The sequence below is a fragment of the Pseudomonas poae genome, assembly GCF_001439785.1.
In the GTDB taxonomy this organism is placed as follows: Bacteria; Pseudomonadota; Gammaproteobacteria; order Pseudomonadales; family Pseudomonadaceae; genus Aquipseudomonas; species Aquipseudomonas poae.
In genome coordinates this window covers 93,249-108,338 of sequence record NZ_JYLI01000011.1, presented here as the reverse complement: position 1 = coordinate 108,338, position 15,090 = coordinate 93,249, and the positions used below count along the sequence as shown (strand labels likewise).

At 61.6% G+C, this 15,090-nt stretch carries 13 protein-coding genes; 6 read left to right on the top strand and 7 right to left on the bottom strand.

Annotated features, from left to right (window positions below; genetic code table 11):
• Positions 1-145 precede the first annotated feature (145 nt).
• The gene (locus TU75_RS14905) at positions 146-370 is read left to right on the top strand and encodes an HP1242/YdcH family protein (RefSeq protein WP_015372361.1); all 225 of its coding nucleotides are present in this window, start codon (positions 146-148) and stop codon (positions 368-370) included.
• Positions 371-400: 30 nt separating this feature from the next.
• On the opposite strand, the gene hglS is transcribed toward TU75_RS14905, so the two are convergent.
• Positions 401-1,774, bottom strand: a complete 1,374-nt coding sequence (hglS, locus tag TU75_RS14900) for a 2-oxoadipate dioxygenase/decarboxylase HglS (protein WP_060549345.1) — start codon at positions 1,772-1,774, stop codon at positions 401-403.
• 195 nt (positions 1,775-1,969) lie between these two features.
• On the opposite strand from hglS, the gene TU75_RS14895 reads away from it, so the two are divergent.
• Positions 1,970-4,606 carry an MGH1-like glycoside hydrolase domain-containing protein gene (locus tag TU75_RS14895; protein ID WP_060549344.1) on the top strand — a complete coding sequence of 879 codons (2,637 nt, stop codon included), beginning with the start codon at positions 1,970-1,972 and terminating at the stop codon, positions 4,604-4,606.
• Positions 4,607-4,637: 31 nt separating this feature from the next.
• On the opposite strand, the gene TU75_RS14890 is transcribed toward TU75_RS14895, so the two are convergent.
• The gene (locus TU75_RS14890; protein ID WP_003232246.1) at positions 4,638-4,952 is read right to left on the bottom strand and encodes an SCP2 sterol-binding domain-containing protein; all 315 of its coding nucleotides are present in this window, start codon (positions 4,950-4,952) and stop codon (positions 4,638-4,640) included.
• 55 nt (positions 4,953-5,007) lie between these two features.
• A complete protein-coding gene (locus TU75_RS14885; protein WP_003232247.1) occupies positions 5,008-5,718 on the bottom strand; it encodes a histidine phosphatase family protein in 711 nt (236 codons plus the stop codon).
• A gap of 195 nt (positions 5,719-5,913) precedes the next feature.
• Between TU75_RS14885 and sohB the strand changes: the two genes are divergently transcribed.
• A complete protein-coding gene (sohB, locus tag TU75_RS14880; RefSeq protein ID WP_003232249.1) occupies positions 5,914-6,942 on the top strand; it encodes a protease SohB in 1,029 nt (342 codons plus the stop codon).
• A 503-nt stretch (positions 6,943-7,445) separates the two neighbouring features.
• Here the strand turns inward: sohB and TU75_RS14875 are convergent.
• Complete coding sequence (locus tag TU75_RS14875) at positions 7,446-9,617, bottom strand: TonB-dependent siderophore receptor (protein ID WP_060549411.1); 2,172 nt, start codon at positions 9,615-9,617, stop codon at positions 7,446-7,448.
• A 144-nt stretch (positions 9,618-9,761) separates the two neighbouring features.
• Between TU75_RS14875 and TU75_RS14870 the strand changes: the two genes are divergently transcribed.
• Positions 9,762-10,178, top strand: a complete 417-nt coding sequence (locus TU75_RS14870) for an SRPBCC family protein (protein ID WP_003232253.1) — start codon at positions 9,762-9,764, stop codon at positions 10,176-10,178.
• 265 nt (positions 10,179-10,443) lie between these two features.
• Here the strand turns inward: TU75_RS14870 and TU75_RS14865 are convergent, their stop codons facing one another.
• Together TU75_RS14865 and TU75_RS14860 are read right to left on the bottom strand one after the other, a co-directional pair.
• Positions 10,444-11,835, bottom strand: a complete 1,392-nt coding sequence (locus TU75_RS14865; protein ID WP_060549343.1) for a sensor histidine kinase — start codon at positions 11,833-11,835, stop codon at positions 10,444-10,446.
• Positions 11,813-12,496, bottom strand: a complete 684-nt coding sequence (locus TU75_RS14860) for a response regulator transcription factor (protein WP_003232258.1) — start codon at positions 12,494-12,496, stop codon at positions 11,813-11,815. Before TU75_RS14860 ends, TU75_RS14865 begins: the two co-directional genes overlap by 23 nt.
• A 352-nt stretch (positions 12,497-12,848) precedes the next feature.
• Between TU75_RS14860 and TU75_RS14855 the strand changes: the two genes are divergently transcribed.
• Positions 12,849-13,754, top strand: coding sequence for a hypothetical protein (locus tag TU75_RS14855; RefSeq protein ID WP_060549342.1), 906 nt, complete (start codon positions 12,849-12,851; stop codon positions 13,752-13,754).
• Positions 13,755-13,939: 185 nt separating this feature from the next.
• Here the strand turns inward: TU75_RS14855 and TU75_RS14850 are convergent, their stop codons facing one another.
• Entirely contained in the window at positions 13,940-14,836 is an 897-nt protein-coding gene (locus TU75_RS14850) for a MurR/RpiR family transcriptional regulator (protein WP_003232262.1), read from the bottom strand.
• Between TU75_RS14850 and TU75_RS27340 the strand changes: the two genes are divergently transcribed.
• Positions 14,835-15,044 (top strand): hypothetical protein, encoded by a 210-nt coding sequence (locus TU75_RS27340; RefSeq protein WP_141719195.1) that lies wholly within the window; start codon positions 14,835-14,837, stop codon positions 15,042-15,044. The two genes, TU75_RS14850 and TU75_RS27340, sit on opposite strands and share 2 nt — an antisense overlap.
• The last annotated feature ends 46 nt before the right edge of the window (positions 15,045-15,090 follow it).

The following is a 15,090-nucleotide window of genomic DNA, read 5'->3' as shown; positions in this document are numbered from 1 at the left end:
GTGGAGGGCAGGGCGCCGCAAAGGTTTGATCCCATCCCTCGCGCCGCGACGAACGGAACCGATGGGCTTGAAACATGACAAGAACGTCAGGAATGGGCTAGTTTCAAGGGCGTAAGCCATTGATCAAACTGTGAGGAGGTACGTCATGCCAGTTAAACACGACCTGTATCAGGACCTGGGAATGAGCAAGGATGATGTTCACAAACACAGGGCGCACGATAAACGGCTGGACGCGCTGCTCACTCAGTATGACGACCTCGACAAGGAGGTGCTGGAGGCCGAAAAAGCCAGTGCCAGCGATGAGGATGTAGAAAGGCTCAAGAAGAAACGCCTGTTGATCAAGGACAAGATCAGCGGCCGCCTGAGCTGAATGCCAACGGCTGTAGGAGCACGCTTGCTCCTACAGCAATGCCTGGGTGCAGGCGTCGATGGAACGCTGCTGCGTCTGTGCATACAACTGCAATTCATCGATTGTCCTGCACCCCAGCGCCTGCTCGAGCTCGGCCTGGTTCGAGTTCGCCGCGTAGTGACCCTGCGCCCCATCCCCCAGGTTCGACTGGAAAATCCCCGCCGCACTCACCGGCAGAAAGTCTTCATACACCAATGGCTCGATCGCCACGTGGCCGGCGCGCAGCAGTGCTTCCAGCGTGCGCGGCCGGTCGGCCTGGTCGCGTGCCGCCAGGCCCTGCTCGGTGACGAAATAGCGAAAGTAGGCCAGGCCCTGCTCACGCATCTGCCCATGATCGTCGGGGAAGGCCTGGAAGTGCTGCTCCATCAGCTGCGTGTAGCGCCCGGCGTTGGCCTCGTTGGGAAATGCACCGAGTTCATCGCGCGCGGCATTCAGCAGTTGGTCGTACAGCGCGCGGCCCTTGGGGGTGAGGGCGACGCCCCGTTGTTCGATTTCGCCGAAGCGCGCGCTGTGACTGCCGTGGGCATCGGTAAAGGCGATGGGTTCTTCCAGCGCCTTGAAACTGGTCTGGCGCAGCAGGATCGGACAGCGGCGGCGCGGCGGTCCCTCGATCACCGCCTTGGGTGTGATGCCTTTGCCGGGCATGGCGGCCTGCACCTGGTCGATGTCCAGGGTGCGTGGCGTTAGGTGGTTGATGTGCGGGCCCTTGAAGGCCACCACATCGGCGATCAGGCGGTGCTGGTCGCTCAATTGCCGGTACTGCGCGCCGGTGACGGTGGCGGTGGGGTGCCAGCGAAAAGTCTCCAGGGCCTGTCGGATAAACTCATCGGCCTGCGCGGCTTCGAGGCCACCGTGTTGCTCGGCGTGTTCGATCAGCGCGAGGGCGCCAGCGGTGAAGATCGAGCGCTTGGCCAGGGCGGTTTCGGCGAAGGCGCGCAGCTCGGTGCTTTCGATCAGTTCCAGGCGCAGCAGTGAGGTGAATACGCGGAACGGGCTGGTGTGCAAAGCGCTTTCATGCACCGCGCGAAACGCCGTGGAATGCACCGGCACGCCGGCTGGGGTCAGGTCGTAGTAGCCCACCGGCTGCATGCCCATCACCGCGAACAACCGGCGTAGGGTTGCCAGTTCCGCAGCCGTGCCCACGCGAATGGCGCCGTGGCGTTCCCTGTCCAGGCGCTGGATTTCGCCGGTGCGCTGCAGCTGTTGCGCCAGGCCCGTATCGCTGTCCAGCACGCGGCGGTTGGTCTCGGCCACCAGCTCCAGCAGCGTGCCGTAAAGCGGGACCTCATCGCGGTACATGTCGGACATGGCCTTGGAGAAACCTTTGCGAATGTCGTCAGGGCTGACATGGGCGGTGCTGGACATGGAAAAATTCCTGATGGCAGGGGCAGTGAGCGTGGCCGTTCACGGGATTTTGTTGGGCGCGAGGTGCGTGTGCAAACGAAGAATCCTCAGGACTTCATTCTGCAAATGAATGAAAGGCCTCTTCCAAGTCTTCATGTGCATCCGCGCGCGGTTGGGCTCTACACTGCGTCTATCAGGCAGGCGACGGAGGACTCCATGACGGCCACACCCAATACCCGGCTACGTGAAACGGTTGAAGGCCAGCGCCTCGCTACCGAGGGGGCCGAGGATTGGCGCGCGTGGGGGCCGTATTTGAGTGAGCGCCAATGGGGCACGGTACGCGAAGACTACAGCGCCGACGGCGATGCCTGGTGCTATTTTCCCCATGAGCACGCGCGCAGCCGCGCCTACCGCTGGGGCGAGGATGGTCTGGCCGGGTTCAGTGACAAGGCGCAGCGCTGGTGCCTGGGCCTGGCGCTGTGGAATGAGCGCGACGTGATCCTCAAGGAGCGCCTGTTCGGCCTGAACAACGCCGAGGGCAACCACGGTGAGGACGTCAAGGAACTGTACTTTTTCGTCGACGGCGTGCCGAGCCATGCCTATATGCGCATGCTCTACAAATACCCCCATGCAGCATTTCCCTATGCCGACCTGATCAGCGAGAACGCGCGACGCGGCCTGGGCGATGCCGAGTATGAAATCCTCGACACCGGCGTGTTCGCAGACAACCGCTACTGCGATATCAGCGTCGAGTATGCCAAGAATCAACCGGACGACATCTGCATGCGCGTCACCGTGCACAACCGCGCCGAGCAGCCGACGCGCCTGCAGGTGTTGCCCCAGGTGTGGGCGCGCAACGACTGGAGCTGGACCGCTGACGCCCCCAAGCCACAGTTGCAGCGCGACGGTGAGCACGTGCTGGCGCGTCACCACGAATTGCCCGATTACCGTCTCGACGCCTGGGGCCAGGACGGCGTGGAATGGCTGTTCTGCGAGAACGAAACCAACTACCCGAGGCTCGACGGGCAAGCCGCGCCCGGACCGTTCAAGGATGGCATCAACGATTACGTGGTGGACGGTGTGCAGACCGCAATCGGGCGTGACGCGGGCACCAAGGTCGCCGCGCGGTTCATCCTTGAGTTGGCGGGGCTGGAAAGCAAAACGCTGTATCTGCGATTTGCGCCGGTGGGCGCGTCAGAGCTCAATGCGCGCAAGCTGTTCGAACAGCGTCGTCAGGAAACCGATGATTTCTACGCCGCCCTGCAACAGGGCATCGCCGACGAGGACGCGCGCAATGTGCAGCGTCAGGCCTTGGCCGGCTTGCTGTGGTCCAAGCAGCTCTATTATTTCGACGTAAACCAGTGGCTCGACGGCGATCCCGCCCAGCCGGCGCCGCCGCCCGAGCGCTTGCACATTCGCAATACCCATTGGCGGCACCTGTCCAACTTCGACATCCTCTCAATGCCCGACACCTGGGAATATCCGTGGTACGCGTCCTGGGACCAGGGCTTCCAGGCGGTGGCGTTTGCCCTGATCGACCCGGGCTATGCCAAGCAACAGCTGTTGCTGCTGGTGAAGGACCGTTTCATGCACCCCAACGGCCAACTGCCAGCCTATGAATGGCGCTTCGACGATGCCAACCCGCCGGTGCATGCCTGGGCCAGCTGGCGTGTGTATCAGCAGGACAAGGCGCTCACGGGCGTGGGCGATATGGATTTTCTCGAGCGGATCTTCCACAAGCTGCTGCTGAATTTTTCCTGGTGGGTCAACCGCAAGGACGCCGAGGGGCGCAACCTGTTTCAGGGCGGGTTCCTGGGCCTGGACAACATCGCCTTGTTCGACCGCTCGGCGCCGTTGCCGCCGGGTTATCAACTGGATCAGGCCGATGGCACCGCGTGGGTGGCGGCCTATGCGCTGGACCTGATGCGCATCGGCCTGGAACTGGCCAGACGCAATGCGGTGTACGTCGATATTGCGGTGAAATTCTTCGAACACTTCCTGTATATCGCCGGCGCCATCAACCGCGTCGACGACAGCGCCGAAGGTTTGTGGGATGAGCAGGACCTGTTTTTCTACGACGTGCTGCACCGTCCCGATGGCCACAGCGAGCCGGTGCGCCTGCGCTCCATCGTTGGTCTGATGCCGCTGTTCGCCGTGCTGGTGCTGGAGCAGCGTGAGCATGAAGGCCTGGAAGGTTTGCGCGAACGGCTGCTGGGGTTCATGCATCACCGGCCAGACCTGGCCAAACTGGTGTCGCGCTGGAATGAACCGGGGCAGGGCAATCGCCTGTTGCTGGCATTGCTGCGCGGCGAGCGCACCAAGGACCTGTTGCGGCGCATGCTGGATGACGATGAATTTCTCTCGGCATTTGGCGTGCGCTCCTTGTCCAAAGCCTTCGCCGAACAGCCGCTGGCGCTGCAGATGAATGGCGACAGCCTGAGCGCGCGCTATCAACCCGGCGAATCCGATTCACGGCTGTACGGCGGCAATTCCAATTGGCGCGGGCCGGTGTGGATGCCGGTGAACTACATGCTGATCGAGTCGCTGCGCGAGTTTCATCGCTACTACGCGGATAATTTTTCGGTGGAGTACCCCACGGGAAGCGGTTATCTGGCCTCCCTTGAAGACGTCGCCGACAGCCTGAGCCAGCGCCTGACGCGCTTGTTTCTCAGGGATGAAAACGGCTTGCGGCCTTCGATGGCGGGGTATGCGCAACTGGAGGCGGACCCGGCGAGTCGCGATCTGGTGTTGTTCCATGAATATTTTCATGGAGAAACCGGGCGGGGGTTGGGGGCGTCGCATCAGACGGGGTGGAGTGCGTTGGTGGCGTTGTTACTGCAACCGAAAAACTGAAGAGGGAGGGGCAAGCCCCTCCCACCGGTACTCAGGACGGGAACAGTTCGCTCAGCTTCATGGCCAGCATCATGTCGCCTTCGGTGCGCAGCTTGCCGCCCATGAACGCCTGCATACCGTCGGTGGAACCGTCGACGATACCTTCCAGGGTTTCGCTGTCCATCACCAGCGTGACCTGGGCGTCCGGGTTTTCGCCCTCGTGTAGTTCGCAGGTCTTGTCCTTGACCACCAGCGAGAAGTTCTTGGTGTCGTCGATACGGAAACCGAACACCAGGTCCAGACCTTCGGCGGCGCTTGGGTTGAATTTGGCTTTCATTGCTTCTACGGCTTTGGCTACGTCAGTCATGGTTTCGATCCTTTAGGGTAGAGTCCAGTGACCTTTGGGTCACGGTTGGCCGCAGTCATCGGAACGTGATGAGCTGCGGCGCCTTCAACAGTTGCAAGTGTGCATGGCTGTTGAAGGAAGCCAGGGCCACCTCGCGACCGCGGAATTTCAGCTGGTTGAGCGAGGTGTTAACAATTTGCCAGTTCAGCTCGAAGGCCTGGGCGGCAGGCATTCGGGTGATCAGGTGGAGCAGGGCGGTGATGGTGCCGCCGGAGGTGAACACGGCGATCTTGTCGGCGTCGTCGGCAGCCTCCAGCAGACGCTGCAAACCTGCCTGTACGCGCTCGACGAACCCCAGCCAGCTTTCCAGTCCCGGCGGGTCATAGGTGCCGGCCAGCCAGCGGTCGATGATCAGCGCGAAGATGCGCTGGAATTCGCGGCGGTTTTGCGCGGCGTTGCGCAAGATGTCGAGGGCTTCAGGCTCTTCGCTCAACAGTTCGGGGAGCAGCGCGCGGATCACGGCTTCGGCGTCGAATTCGTTGAATGCGCTGTCGGTTTCCACCGGGGGAACCGGCAAGCCGAGGGCGCTGAAAGATTCGAATGTAGCGGTGGCGGTGTGCTGTTGGCGGCGCAGGTCGCCGGCGATGCAGCGGTCGAAGGCAATACCCAGATCGGCGAGGTGACGACCGAGCACCTGCGCCTGTTCCACACCGATGGGCGACAGGACGTCATAGTCGTCTGCCCCGAAAGAGGCTTGGCCATGCCGAATCAGATAGATACTGCCCACGTCCGTTTTCCTGGGTACGTTGAAACGTCCGACGAGGTTATGGGGATGCCAGGAAGCTGTCAATGGAAAAACATACGCTTGTTTTAAAAGGGAGTTGGAGGGCGGCTACTGGCGGTTTGGGCACTGGTTTGCAGGCAGTGCCGCCGGTATGCTGGGCCATCCGCGCCTGGCGCACTGCACTTTGTAAGGGGAACTATGGATTTTCTGGTTGAATACGCGAGCTTTCTGGCCAAGACCGTCACCCTGGTGGTCGCCATACTGGCCGTGCTGATCAGCTTTGCGGCGCTGCGCAGTAAGGGGCGGCGCAAGTCGTCCGGCCAGTTGCAGGTCAGCAAGCTCAATGACTTCTATAAGGGCCTGCGTGAGCGCCTGGAGTCCAGCCTGCTCGACAAGGATCAGCTCAAGGCCCTGCGCAAGTCCGAAAGCAAGGCCGAAAAGAAGAAGCAGAGCAAGCCCAAGCCAGAAGCTCGGCCACGGGTGTTCGTGCTGGATTTTGATGGTGATATCAAGGCCTCGGCCACCGAGAGCCTGCGCCATGAAATTACCGCGCTGCTGAGCCTGGCCACGCCCGAGGATGAGGTGGTGCTGCGCCTGGAAAGCGGCGGCGGGATGGTGCACAGCTATGGCCTGGCGTCGTCGCAACTGGCGCGCATTCGCCAGGCAGGCGTGCCGTTGACCGTGTGCATCGACAAGATCGCGGCCAGCGGCGGCTACATGATGGCGTGCATTGGCGAGAAGATCATCAGCGCGCCGTTTGCCATTCTCGGCTCCATTGGTGTGGTGGCGCAGTTGCCCAACGTCAACCGCCTGCTGAAAAAGCACGACATCGACTTTGAAGTGCTGACCGCCGGTGAATACAAGCGCACCCTGACGGTGTTCGGCGAAAACACCGAGAAAGGCCGGGAGAAGTTCCAGGAAGACCTGGATATCACTCACCAGCTGTTCAAGAACTTCGTCTCGCGTTATCGCCCGCAGCTGTCAATCGATGACGTTGCCACCGGAGAGGTATGGCTGGGCGTGGCGGCGCTGGACAAGCAACTGGTCGATGCGCTGCAGACCAGCGACGAATACCTGGCCACCAAGGCCAAGACGGCCGAGGTGTTCCACCTGCACTACGCCGAGCGCAAGAGCCTGCAGGAGCGCGTGGGCCTGGCGGCCAGCGGTTCAGTGGACCGGGTGCTGCTGACCTGGTGGAGCCGTCTGACCCAGCAGCGGTTCTGGTAGGCGCAATGTGCGAGGCTTAGCGCTTTCGCGAGGCCAGCTGTAGCGTCTGTGGCGAGCGGGCAAGCCCCAAGGCCTGCGTTCGGCCAGCGTGTTTGACGGGGCGCCTCAGATCAAGATCAAGATCAAGATCAAGAGCGCGGCGGCCTGAGAGCCGACCGAGATTGTCGGCCGAACCCTGTACACATTGTGGGAGGGGGCTTGCTCCCGATGGCGTCGTCCCAGCAAACATTGATGTCGACTGACCCACCGCTCCCACAGTTAAGCGCAGATACCCTGTGGCGAGCAGGCTTGTCCTGCGTTGGGCTGCGCAGCAGCCCCAAAACCAGGCGCTGAACCGTGTCAGGTACACCGCGTTTTGCTGGATTGGGGGCGCTTCGCACCCCAACGCGGGGCAAGCCCGCTCGCCACAACAAGCCTGCTCGTCACAGTGATGTGGTTGTCTGAACTTTCAGGCTTTAAAAGCAGGGTTTCTCCTACAGTAAAATCTGCATTCATACAGCGGATCAGAAGTTGACCGAAGCACTCAAGCGCGCCGTCAATGGTGCGCCCTGGAACAGGTAGTCATCGCCCATGTACTCGCCCGCGTCGCGCCAGTAACGTTTGTCGAACAGGTTGTCGACGCTCAGACGAAACACCGTTTCATAGCCGTCAAGCCGCGTGGTGTAGCGACTGCCCACATTGACCACCGCGTAATCCCCCACCTCTGCATTGCCGGTGCGGTTGGCGTACTTTTTGGCGCTGTATTGCACGCCGCCCAGCACCGCCAGACCGTTCACCCACGGCAACGCATAATCGGCATACACACTGGCGCGCAGCGTGGGCACGTTGATTGCCTGATGATCTTCATAAGCCGGCGTGCCGCTGCCGCTTACCCGTGCGCGAATGGCCGCCACGCTGGTTGCGATCTGCAGGCGGTCCGTGGCCCAGCCATTGGCCGAGAGTTCCAGCCCCGTGTTTTTCTGTTCGCCCTGTTGCACATACGTGAAGTTGCCAGCGCCGTCGGGCATGGCGTACTGATAAGCCTGGCGCGTCTGGAACACGGCAGCGGCGAAGCTGATACGGCGCCAGTCGTATTTCACCCCGGCTTCGATCTGCCGTGACGGGGTCGGCGCCAGGGTGGTATCGGGATTGCTCGCGAACCATGGCGCCGTGCCGCCCAGGGACAGGCCCTTGCTGTAGCTGGTGTACAGCGAAACAGCCTCCACCGGCTTGTAGATCAACGCCGCCTGGGGCAGGAATACGTACTGTTGGGTATGCCGTGACCGATTGCCGTCGCTGTCGAAGGCGCGCTCGTCCAGGCGCACTTCGCGACCGCCCAGAATGGTTTGCCAGTGCTCGCTCAGGCGCATGCGATCGGTGATGAACACGCCGTACTGGCGGCTGTCGAGTGCGCGGTGGCTGTCATTGAGCGGCTTGTCGGCGGGTGTGAAGGTCGGCACATACTCGTCGATATTGGCCGTGCCGATCAGCTCGTTGACCGGCGCGCGCTTGTCGACTACCCGACGAAAAACGCTGCTGCCCAAGGTCAGCTCATGACCGATGCCGGCGGTGTCGAACAGCCCGGTCATGGCCGCCTGCACTTCGTCGTCGCGGCGCGTGTCATCCGGGCTGCGGAAGTCGTAGACGTCGTAATTGCCTTCGGGGCTGAAAAAGTTGGGCGTACTCGATCCGCTGCAACTGGCCGACCCGTAGCAGCCCCAGGCAAACGCGCTGTAGTCGTCGATCACCACCTTGCTGCGGGCTGCGCTGAGGCGGCCTGTCCACTGGTCGCTGAAGCGGTACTCGAACATGCCGTTGAGGTTCAGCGAGTCGATGCCCACCTGCCTGGAACCGCTCTGGTGGCCCAGCAGTTTCTTTGGCGACGCGCCGTGGGGCACTTGCGTCCCATCCAGCAATTGATAGCCGGGGACCGAGCGTTGTTGCTTGTTCTGGTATTCCGCGTCCAGTTGCAGCACGGCGTCGGGGCTGAGATTCCAGTCGAAAGCCAGGGACACGAAATCGCGCTGACCATTGGCGTGTTCCACATAGGAATTGAGGTCTTCATGGGCCACATTGGCACGCAGGCCGAACTGTTGTTCGCTGCCGAACCAGCCACCCACATCCGTGGCCACATAACCGCTGCCGCGATCATCGGTGGAGACGGTGACCGAACGCACCTCTTCCGGGCGCTTGGTCACGTAGTTGATGACGCCGCCGGGTTCGGAAATCCCGCTTTGCAGCCCGGCCAAGCCCTTGAGCACTTCCACCTGCTGCTTGTTCTCCAGCGCGACGTTCTGCTCGCCGGTGATGGTGCGCCCGTTGATCTTGTAGCTGCTCGCCGCATTCAGCGAGAAGCCGCGCACCACGAAGTTTTCGTAGTAGCCGATCGGCGCATAGCTGTCGCCCACCGAGGCATCGTTGCGCAGCACTTCACTGAGCAGGCGCGCCTGCTGGTCCTTGATCAGCGTGGCGTTGATCACCGTGATCGAGGCTGGCGTGTCGAGCAACAGCGCGTCGTTGAAGCCGCCGACCGAAGCGCTCTCGGTGCGATAGCCGGACGCCTCCTGGCCCTGGACCTGTAACGTCGGCAACTCGATGTCTGCCGCCTGGCTGCTGCCCATGCCGCTACCGAGCAACAGACCGAGGGCAAAAGGTGAAGTGGCCAGAGAGGGAAAAGGGCGAAAACGCAAAACCATGGACGGGGCCTTAAAGCGTTGGGCGAGGGGGCGCATAAGCTAGGCATTACGGCACGGTTTTACAAGTCATTGGGAGAGCTGCATGCAAGGGTGGCGTACACTGCCTGCGAGCTGAGTTTTTATTGACCTTCTGGAGTTACTGCCATGGCAACCGCATCTTGCGTCATTGAAATCCCTGCTTCGGCCAATCAGGTCTGGCAATTGGTGGGCGGCTTCAACAGCCTGCCGGACTGGCTGGCATTCATCGCCAGCAGCGAGCCGGGTGAGGGCGGACGCGTGCGTCACCTGCAAACCACCGATGGCGCCGTGATCGTGGAGCGCCTGCAAACCTTTGACAATGTAGCGCGTACCTACAGCTACACCATCGAGCAATCGTCGTTTCCGGTGACTGCTTATCTGGCGACATTGCAGGTTGAGGCGTTGACCGAGACGTCGGCAAAGGTGACCTGGTCCGGCGTGTTCACGCCAGCGGCGGGCACCACCGAAGCGGCCGTCGAGGAATTGTTCATTGGCGTGTACAGCGGTGGACTTGCGGCGCTGCGCGCCAACTACCCGGCCTGATCAGATCCGAAACTTGAGCCTGTGCCGAGCGGGCTCGCCCCAAGGCCTTTCAGTTAAGCGCAGATTCCCTGTGGCGAGCAGGCTTGTCCTGCGTTGGGCTGCGCAGCAGCCCCAAAACCAGGCGCTGAGCCGTATCAGGCACACCGCGTTTTGCTGGATTGGGGCTGCTTCGCAGCCCAACGCGGGGCAAGCCCGCTCGCCACAGGAATAGCCCGCACCACAGGGATGCGGTTGCCCCCTCCCACATTTTTTGGCGGTGGCTGGGCTATTTGGGCAGCAGCTGCTGTCGGCACTCCAGCGCCAATCTGGCGCCGCCGCGCTGGCTGCTGCCCACGTCCAGCTTGAACCCATGCAGGTTGATGATCGCCGCCACAATCGACAATCCCAGCCCGAATCCGCCTTGCTGGTCGCCTTCGTCCACCCGGTAAAAACGCTGGAACACCGCATCGCGCTCGGCCAGTGGAATGCCCGGCCCGGAGTCGTGCACTTCAATGCGGGTGCTGCCGGCGTTATTCACACCACGCAAAATCACTTCACCGCCTGGCGGGGTGAACTTGATCGAGTTGCTCAACAGGTTGGACAGGGCCTCGAACAGCAGCGCGCGGTCGCCACTGATCGGCGGCAAAGACGCTGGCACCTGCAACAGCAGTTGCAATTCGCCTTCCTCGGCCAGGGGCAGGTAGAAGTCATGCAGCTCGCGCAGCAGCGGCAGCGGGTCCATGACCAGAAAGCCCGAGCGGCGTTGATGGTCCTCCAGTTCCGAGATGCGCAACAGCCCGCGAAACCGGGCCATCAGCGTGTCGGTTTCGGCAATCGCATCGTCGAGTTTCACCGCGTGCACCGAGTCTTCTTCGGCTTGCTGCTTGATGCGGTACAACTGCGCGCGCAGACGGGTGAGCGGGGTGCGCAGGTCGTGGGCGATGTTGTCGCACACGCCCTTGACCTCGTTCATGAGCTTCTCGATGCGGTCGAGCATGGCGTTGACGATGGCCGCGAGCATGTCCAGCTCATCACGCCGGTCGGACAGCGGCAGGCGGTGAGTGAGGTCGCCAGCGACGATGGCTTCGGCGCTTGCCTGGATCCCGCGAATGCGCCGCAACGGGCGGCGGCGCAGCAGATGCCAGCCGGCGATGCCGGGGATGATGGTCAGCGACAGCGCCCATAACAGCGCGTGCCAGATGATCCGCGTCACGCCGAACAGCGAACCGTTGGCGCGCACCAGCACCAGCCAGCGGCCGTCGTCGGTATGGGTCGCGACGGCGTCGCAGCTGTCCTTGGGCAGCTTGGGGTCATCGGATTCGACGCAATTGACCAGGGTATGGATCTTGCCGTCCAGGGGCAGGTCCGGTGGCACCCCGCGGATCGGTCCGCTCAGGGGGCGGAAGGCCTCGTCGAACAGACCGTAGGCGTCCACACCTTTCATGTCGAAGGTCATGCTGGTGGTCAGCGCTTCCACCAGCTCTTGGCCGTCGAAGCGCTGGAACAGGTGCTGGCGTTGCAGCAGCGAATGGCGCGACAAGTCGCTCAGGTAACCGGACACCTCGTAATACAGCACCCCCATGAGGATGCAGCTCCAGGCCACGAACAGCGAACTGTACAACGCCAGCAGGCGGCTGCTGGAGGAGCGCCAGCCCTTAGAGGGGTTCAGCAATGACATAACCCGAGCCCCGTACCGTGCGAATCAGCGGCGTGAGGCCCGGGGGATCGATCTTCTTGCGCAGGCGCCCGATGTGCACGTCGATCAGGTTGGTGCCGGGGTCGAAGTGATAGCCCCAGACTTCCTCGAAGATCATCATGCGCGAGAGGATTTGCCCGGTGTTGCGCATCAGGAATTCGAGCAGTTTGTATTCGGTGGGCAGCAGGGTCAGTGGCTGCTCGGCGCGACTGGCTTCGCGGCTGATCAGGTTCAGTTCCAGGTCCGCCACGCGCAGCGCGGTTTCGAACTCCTTGACCGTGCTTTTGCGGCGCAGCAGCACTTCGACGCGGGCGGCCATTTCATCGGAGGCAAAGGGTTTGGTCAGATAATCGTCACCGCCGGCACGCAGACCACGCACACGCTCGTCGACGTCGGAGAGGGCGCTGATCATCAGGATCGGCGTGGAAACGCCGATGGTGCGCAGGGTGGTGACGATGGCCAGGCCATCCAGTTCCGGCAGCATTCGGTCGAGGGTGATCAGATCGTAATCACCACTCACGGCGCGGACCAGGCCTTCACGGCCATTGTCCACCCAGTCTACCTCCAGTCCATGGCTACTCAGCTCGGCGACGATCTCGCGGGCCGTTACGGCGTCATCCTCGATGGTCAAAATACGGGTCATAGGAGTACCTGGTGAGCGATTCACACTAGAAGTACGCATATTTTGCCAATAAGTAACTGAACGTTTCCTAAATAAAACTTCATCTCCCTGAAATGCCGGCAGATAAAGGGCGGCCGTCTGACCTGGCGCTATCGGGAGCAAGCCCCTTGCGCAGGGAATCTTTTGTGAATGGAGGATTGCATTACGCCCGCTCAAAACCGGGTTTTATTGCAACTTGCATGGATGGAAGAAGTTCGATTTATCTAACTAATTGAAATGTAAGGGTTTTATTTTTGTCGTGCGCTGGCACGCGGCCTGCACTGTCCTTTTTGAGACTTGTAACACCTTTTTTCCTGCCGGGAGCACAACAACAATGATCACATCATCCACCACGCTTCAAGAATCGAGCGCGCGCTCCGGGGTTTCCTGGGGGGCGATTTTTGCCGGGGCGGCCGCAGCCGCCGCACTCTCGTTGATCCTCGTAATGCTGGGCTTCGGCCTGGGTTTCTCGGCGGTATCGCCGTGGGCCGACAGCGGCATGAGTGCCAAGGGGCTTGGCATTTCCACGATTATCTGGCTGGCCTTTACCCAGATTGTCGCGTCAGGGCTGGGCGGTTACATCGCCGGTCGCTTGCGTGTGAAGTGGGCCAACATGCATGGCGATGAAGTGTACTTTCGCGACACCGCCCACGGCTTCCTGGCCTGGGCTGTGGCGACCCTGATCACGGCCATGCTGGTCGTCGGCTCGGTGAGCAGCGTCGTCGGCGGTGGCGTCAAAGCCGGTGCCAGTGTGGCCTCCGGTGCGGCAAGCGGCATGACCCAGGCAGCTGGCAGCATGGCCAATGGCGCCCACAGCGGCGACTTCGGCTACTACGTCGACAGCCTGTTCCGTGACGATCGTCCTGCAGCGGTCAGCGATGACGCTGCCCATGCCGTAGTCGGTCGCATCTTCGCCCGTACCCTGGGCAACGACGGCCAGTTGGCTCCGGAAGACCGTACCTACCTGGCTCAGTTGATCAGCCAGCGCACCAACCTCAGCCAGGCGGATGCCGAAGCGCGTATCGACAAAGTGTATGGCGACGCCCGCAAAGCCATCGAAGATGCCAAGCTCAAAGCCAAGCAAGCCGCCGACACTGCCGCAAAAGTGGCTGCGTACGCTTCGCTGTGGACCTTCGTGTCGCTGTTGATCGGTGCGTTCTTCGCCAGCTTCGCTGCCACCTTCGGCGGTCGCCGTCGTGACGCGGTGGTGTATGTCGAAACTGAAAACTACGTTCGTTAAATAAGGAAGAACATCATGCGCTCATTACTTCTGTGGTTCCTCGGCGTGCCAATCCCGTTGATCATTCTGATCGCGATCTTCATGCACTGATCCGAACCAGGCTCCATCCCGATGTGTGAGGGGGCTTGCTCCCGATAGCGGTGACGCACCGCTATCGGGAGCAAGCCCCCTCACACATTTTTTCGTCAGTCGTCGAAACCCAGCTGCTCGTGAATCTCGTCCACCTTCAATTCCAGGCGGTAAGCCACGGCGATGAACAATGCCTGGCACAGGCACAGCGTGGCGCTCAACGAGCGAAACGCAAAAGATGACCCCTCGTTGACCAGCAGCACCGCATTCGCGCGCTTGGCCAGGGGCGAGAGGTTGCTGTCGGTGATGATCAGCGTCCTGGCCTGATGATGCTGGGCGATGCGCAGGCAGTGCTGGGTCTCTTTGCCGTAGGGCGTGAAGCTGATGGCGATGACCAGGTCATCGGCCCGCACGCTGCGCATCTGCTCGCGATAACTGCCGCCCAGGCCCGAGACCAGATGGATGCGCTTGTTGGTGTGCTGCAGGTTGTAGACCAGGTAGTCGGCCACCGCAAACGAACGGCGCACGCCCACCACATAAATGTTTTCGGCGTTGACCACCAGGTCTACCGCCTTGTCGAACGCCACGTCATCCAGTTCCAGGCCCAGTCGCTCGATGCCTGACAAGGTGGCGTTGACGCACTCGCGCGCCAGGTCGCCGCCGCTGGCCTTCTGCGACTTGTTGGCGATCATGCTGCGGATACGCTGCTGGTAGTTCTGCACCGGCGTGGTCTTGTGCGTATACGCCTCGCGAAACAGCGCCTGCATCTCACTGAAGCCACTGAAGCCGAAACGCTGGGAAAAGCGCACGATGGCTGACGGGTGTACTTCGCATTCACGGGCGATGTCGCTGATGCGGTCGACCATGATCCGGTCGCTCTGCTGGCTGATGTAGCTGGCAATGCGTTTGAGCTGGCGCGGCAGGCTTTCGTATTCGTCGGTGATCAGCTGCAACAGGCGTTCGGCATTGAGCGGGGGGCTGGCGAGAGCATCTTGTGAAGGGGTCTCGGGCATGGGCAATCCTTCTGGCGTGTTCGTCTGGTGCGCTGGGGTGGCGCAAGTCTACAGGGTAGGCGCAAAAAAATACCTCGGCATCACGGAACACGGGGCTGGCTGGAACGATGCACGGTGGCTGGCGCGAGCCTATGATGGCTTATTGGAAAAAATATTCCACAAAAATAATTATGGAATAAATATTGATCGTGCTCGCCGGACGTTCTAGTCTGCTTCCCACCAAGAGCGTTTGCCGTGTTCATGGCGGCACGACG

Coding starts and splice junctions, on each gene's coding strand:
- TU75_RS14905 (WP_015372361.1), top strand. CDS start 146: ATGCCAGTTAAACACGACCTGTATCAGGACCTGGGAATGAGCAAGGAT.
- hglS (WP_060549345.1), bottom strand. CDS start 1,774: ATGTCCAGCACCGCCCATGTCAGCCCTGACGACATTCGCAAAGGTTTC.
- TU75_RS14895 (WP_060549344.1), top strand. CDS start 1,970: ATGACGGCCACACCCAATACCCGGCTACGTGAAACGGTTGAAGGCCAG.
- TU75_RS14890 (WP_003232246.1), bottom strand. CDS start 4,952: ATGACTGACGTAGCCAAAGCCGTAGAAGCAATGAAAGCCAAATTCAAC.
- sohB (WP_003232249.1), top strand. CDS start 5,914: ATGGATTTTCTGGTTGAATACGCGAGCTTTCTGGCCAAGACCGTCACC.
- TU75_RS14875 (WP_060549411.1), bottom strand. CDS start 9,617: ATGGTTTTGCGTTTTCGCCCTTTTCCCTCTCTGGCCACTTCACCTTTT.
- TU75_RS14870 (WP_003232253.1), top strand. CDS start 9,762: ATGGCAACCGCATCTTGCGTCATTGAAATCCCTGCTTCGGCCAATCAG.
- TU75_RS14865 (WP_060549343.1), bottom strand. CDS start 11,835: ATGTCATTGCTGAACCCCTCTAAGGGCTGGCGCTCCTCCAGCAGCCGC.
- TU75_RS14860 (WP_003232258.1), bottom strand. CDS start 12,496: ATGACCCGTATTTTGACCATCGAGGATGACGCCGTAACGGCCCGCGAG.
- TU75_RS14855 (WP_060549342.1), top strand. CDS start 12,849: ATGATCACATCATCCACCACGCTTCAAGAATCGAGCGCGCGCTCCGGG.
- TU75_RS27340 (WP_141719195.1), top strand. CDS start 14,835: ATGGGCAATCCTTCTGGCGTGTTCGTCTGGTGCGCTGGGGTGGCGCAA.
- TU75_RS14850 (WP_003232262.1), bottom strand. CDS start 14,836: ATGCCCGAGACCCCTTCACAAGATGCTCTCGCCAGCCCCCCGCTCAAT.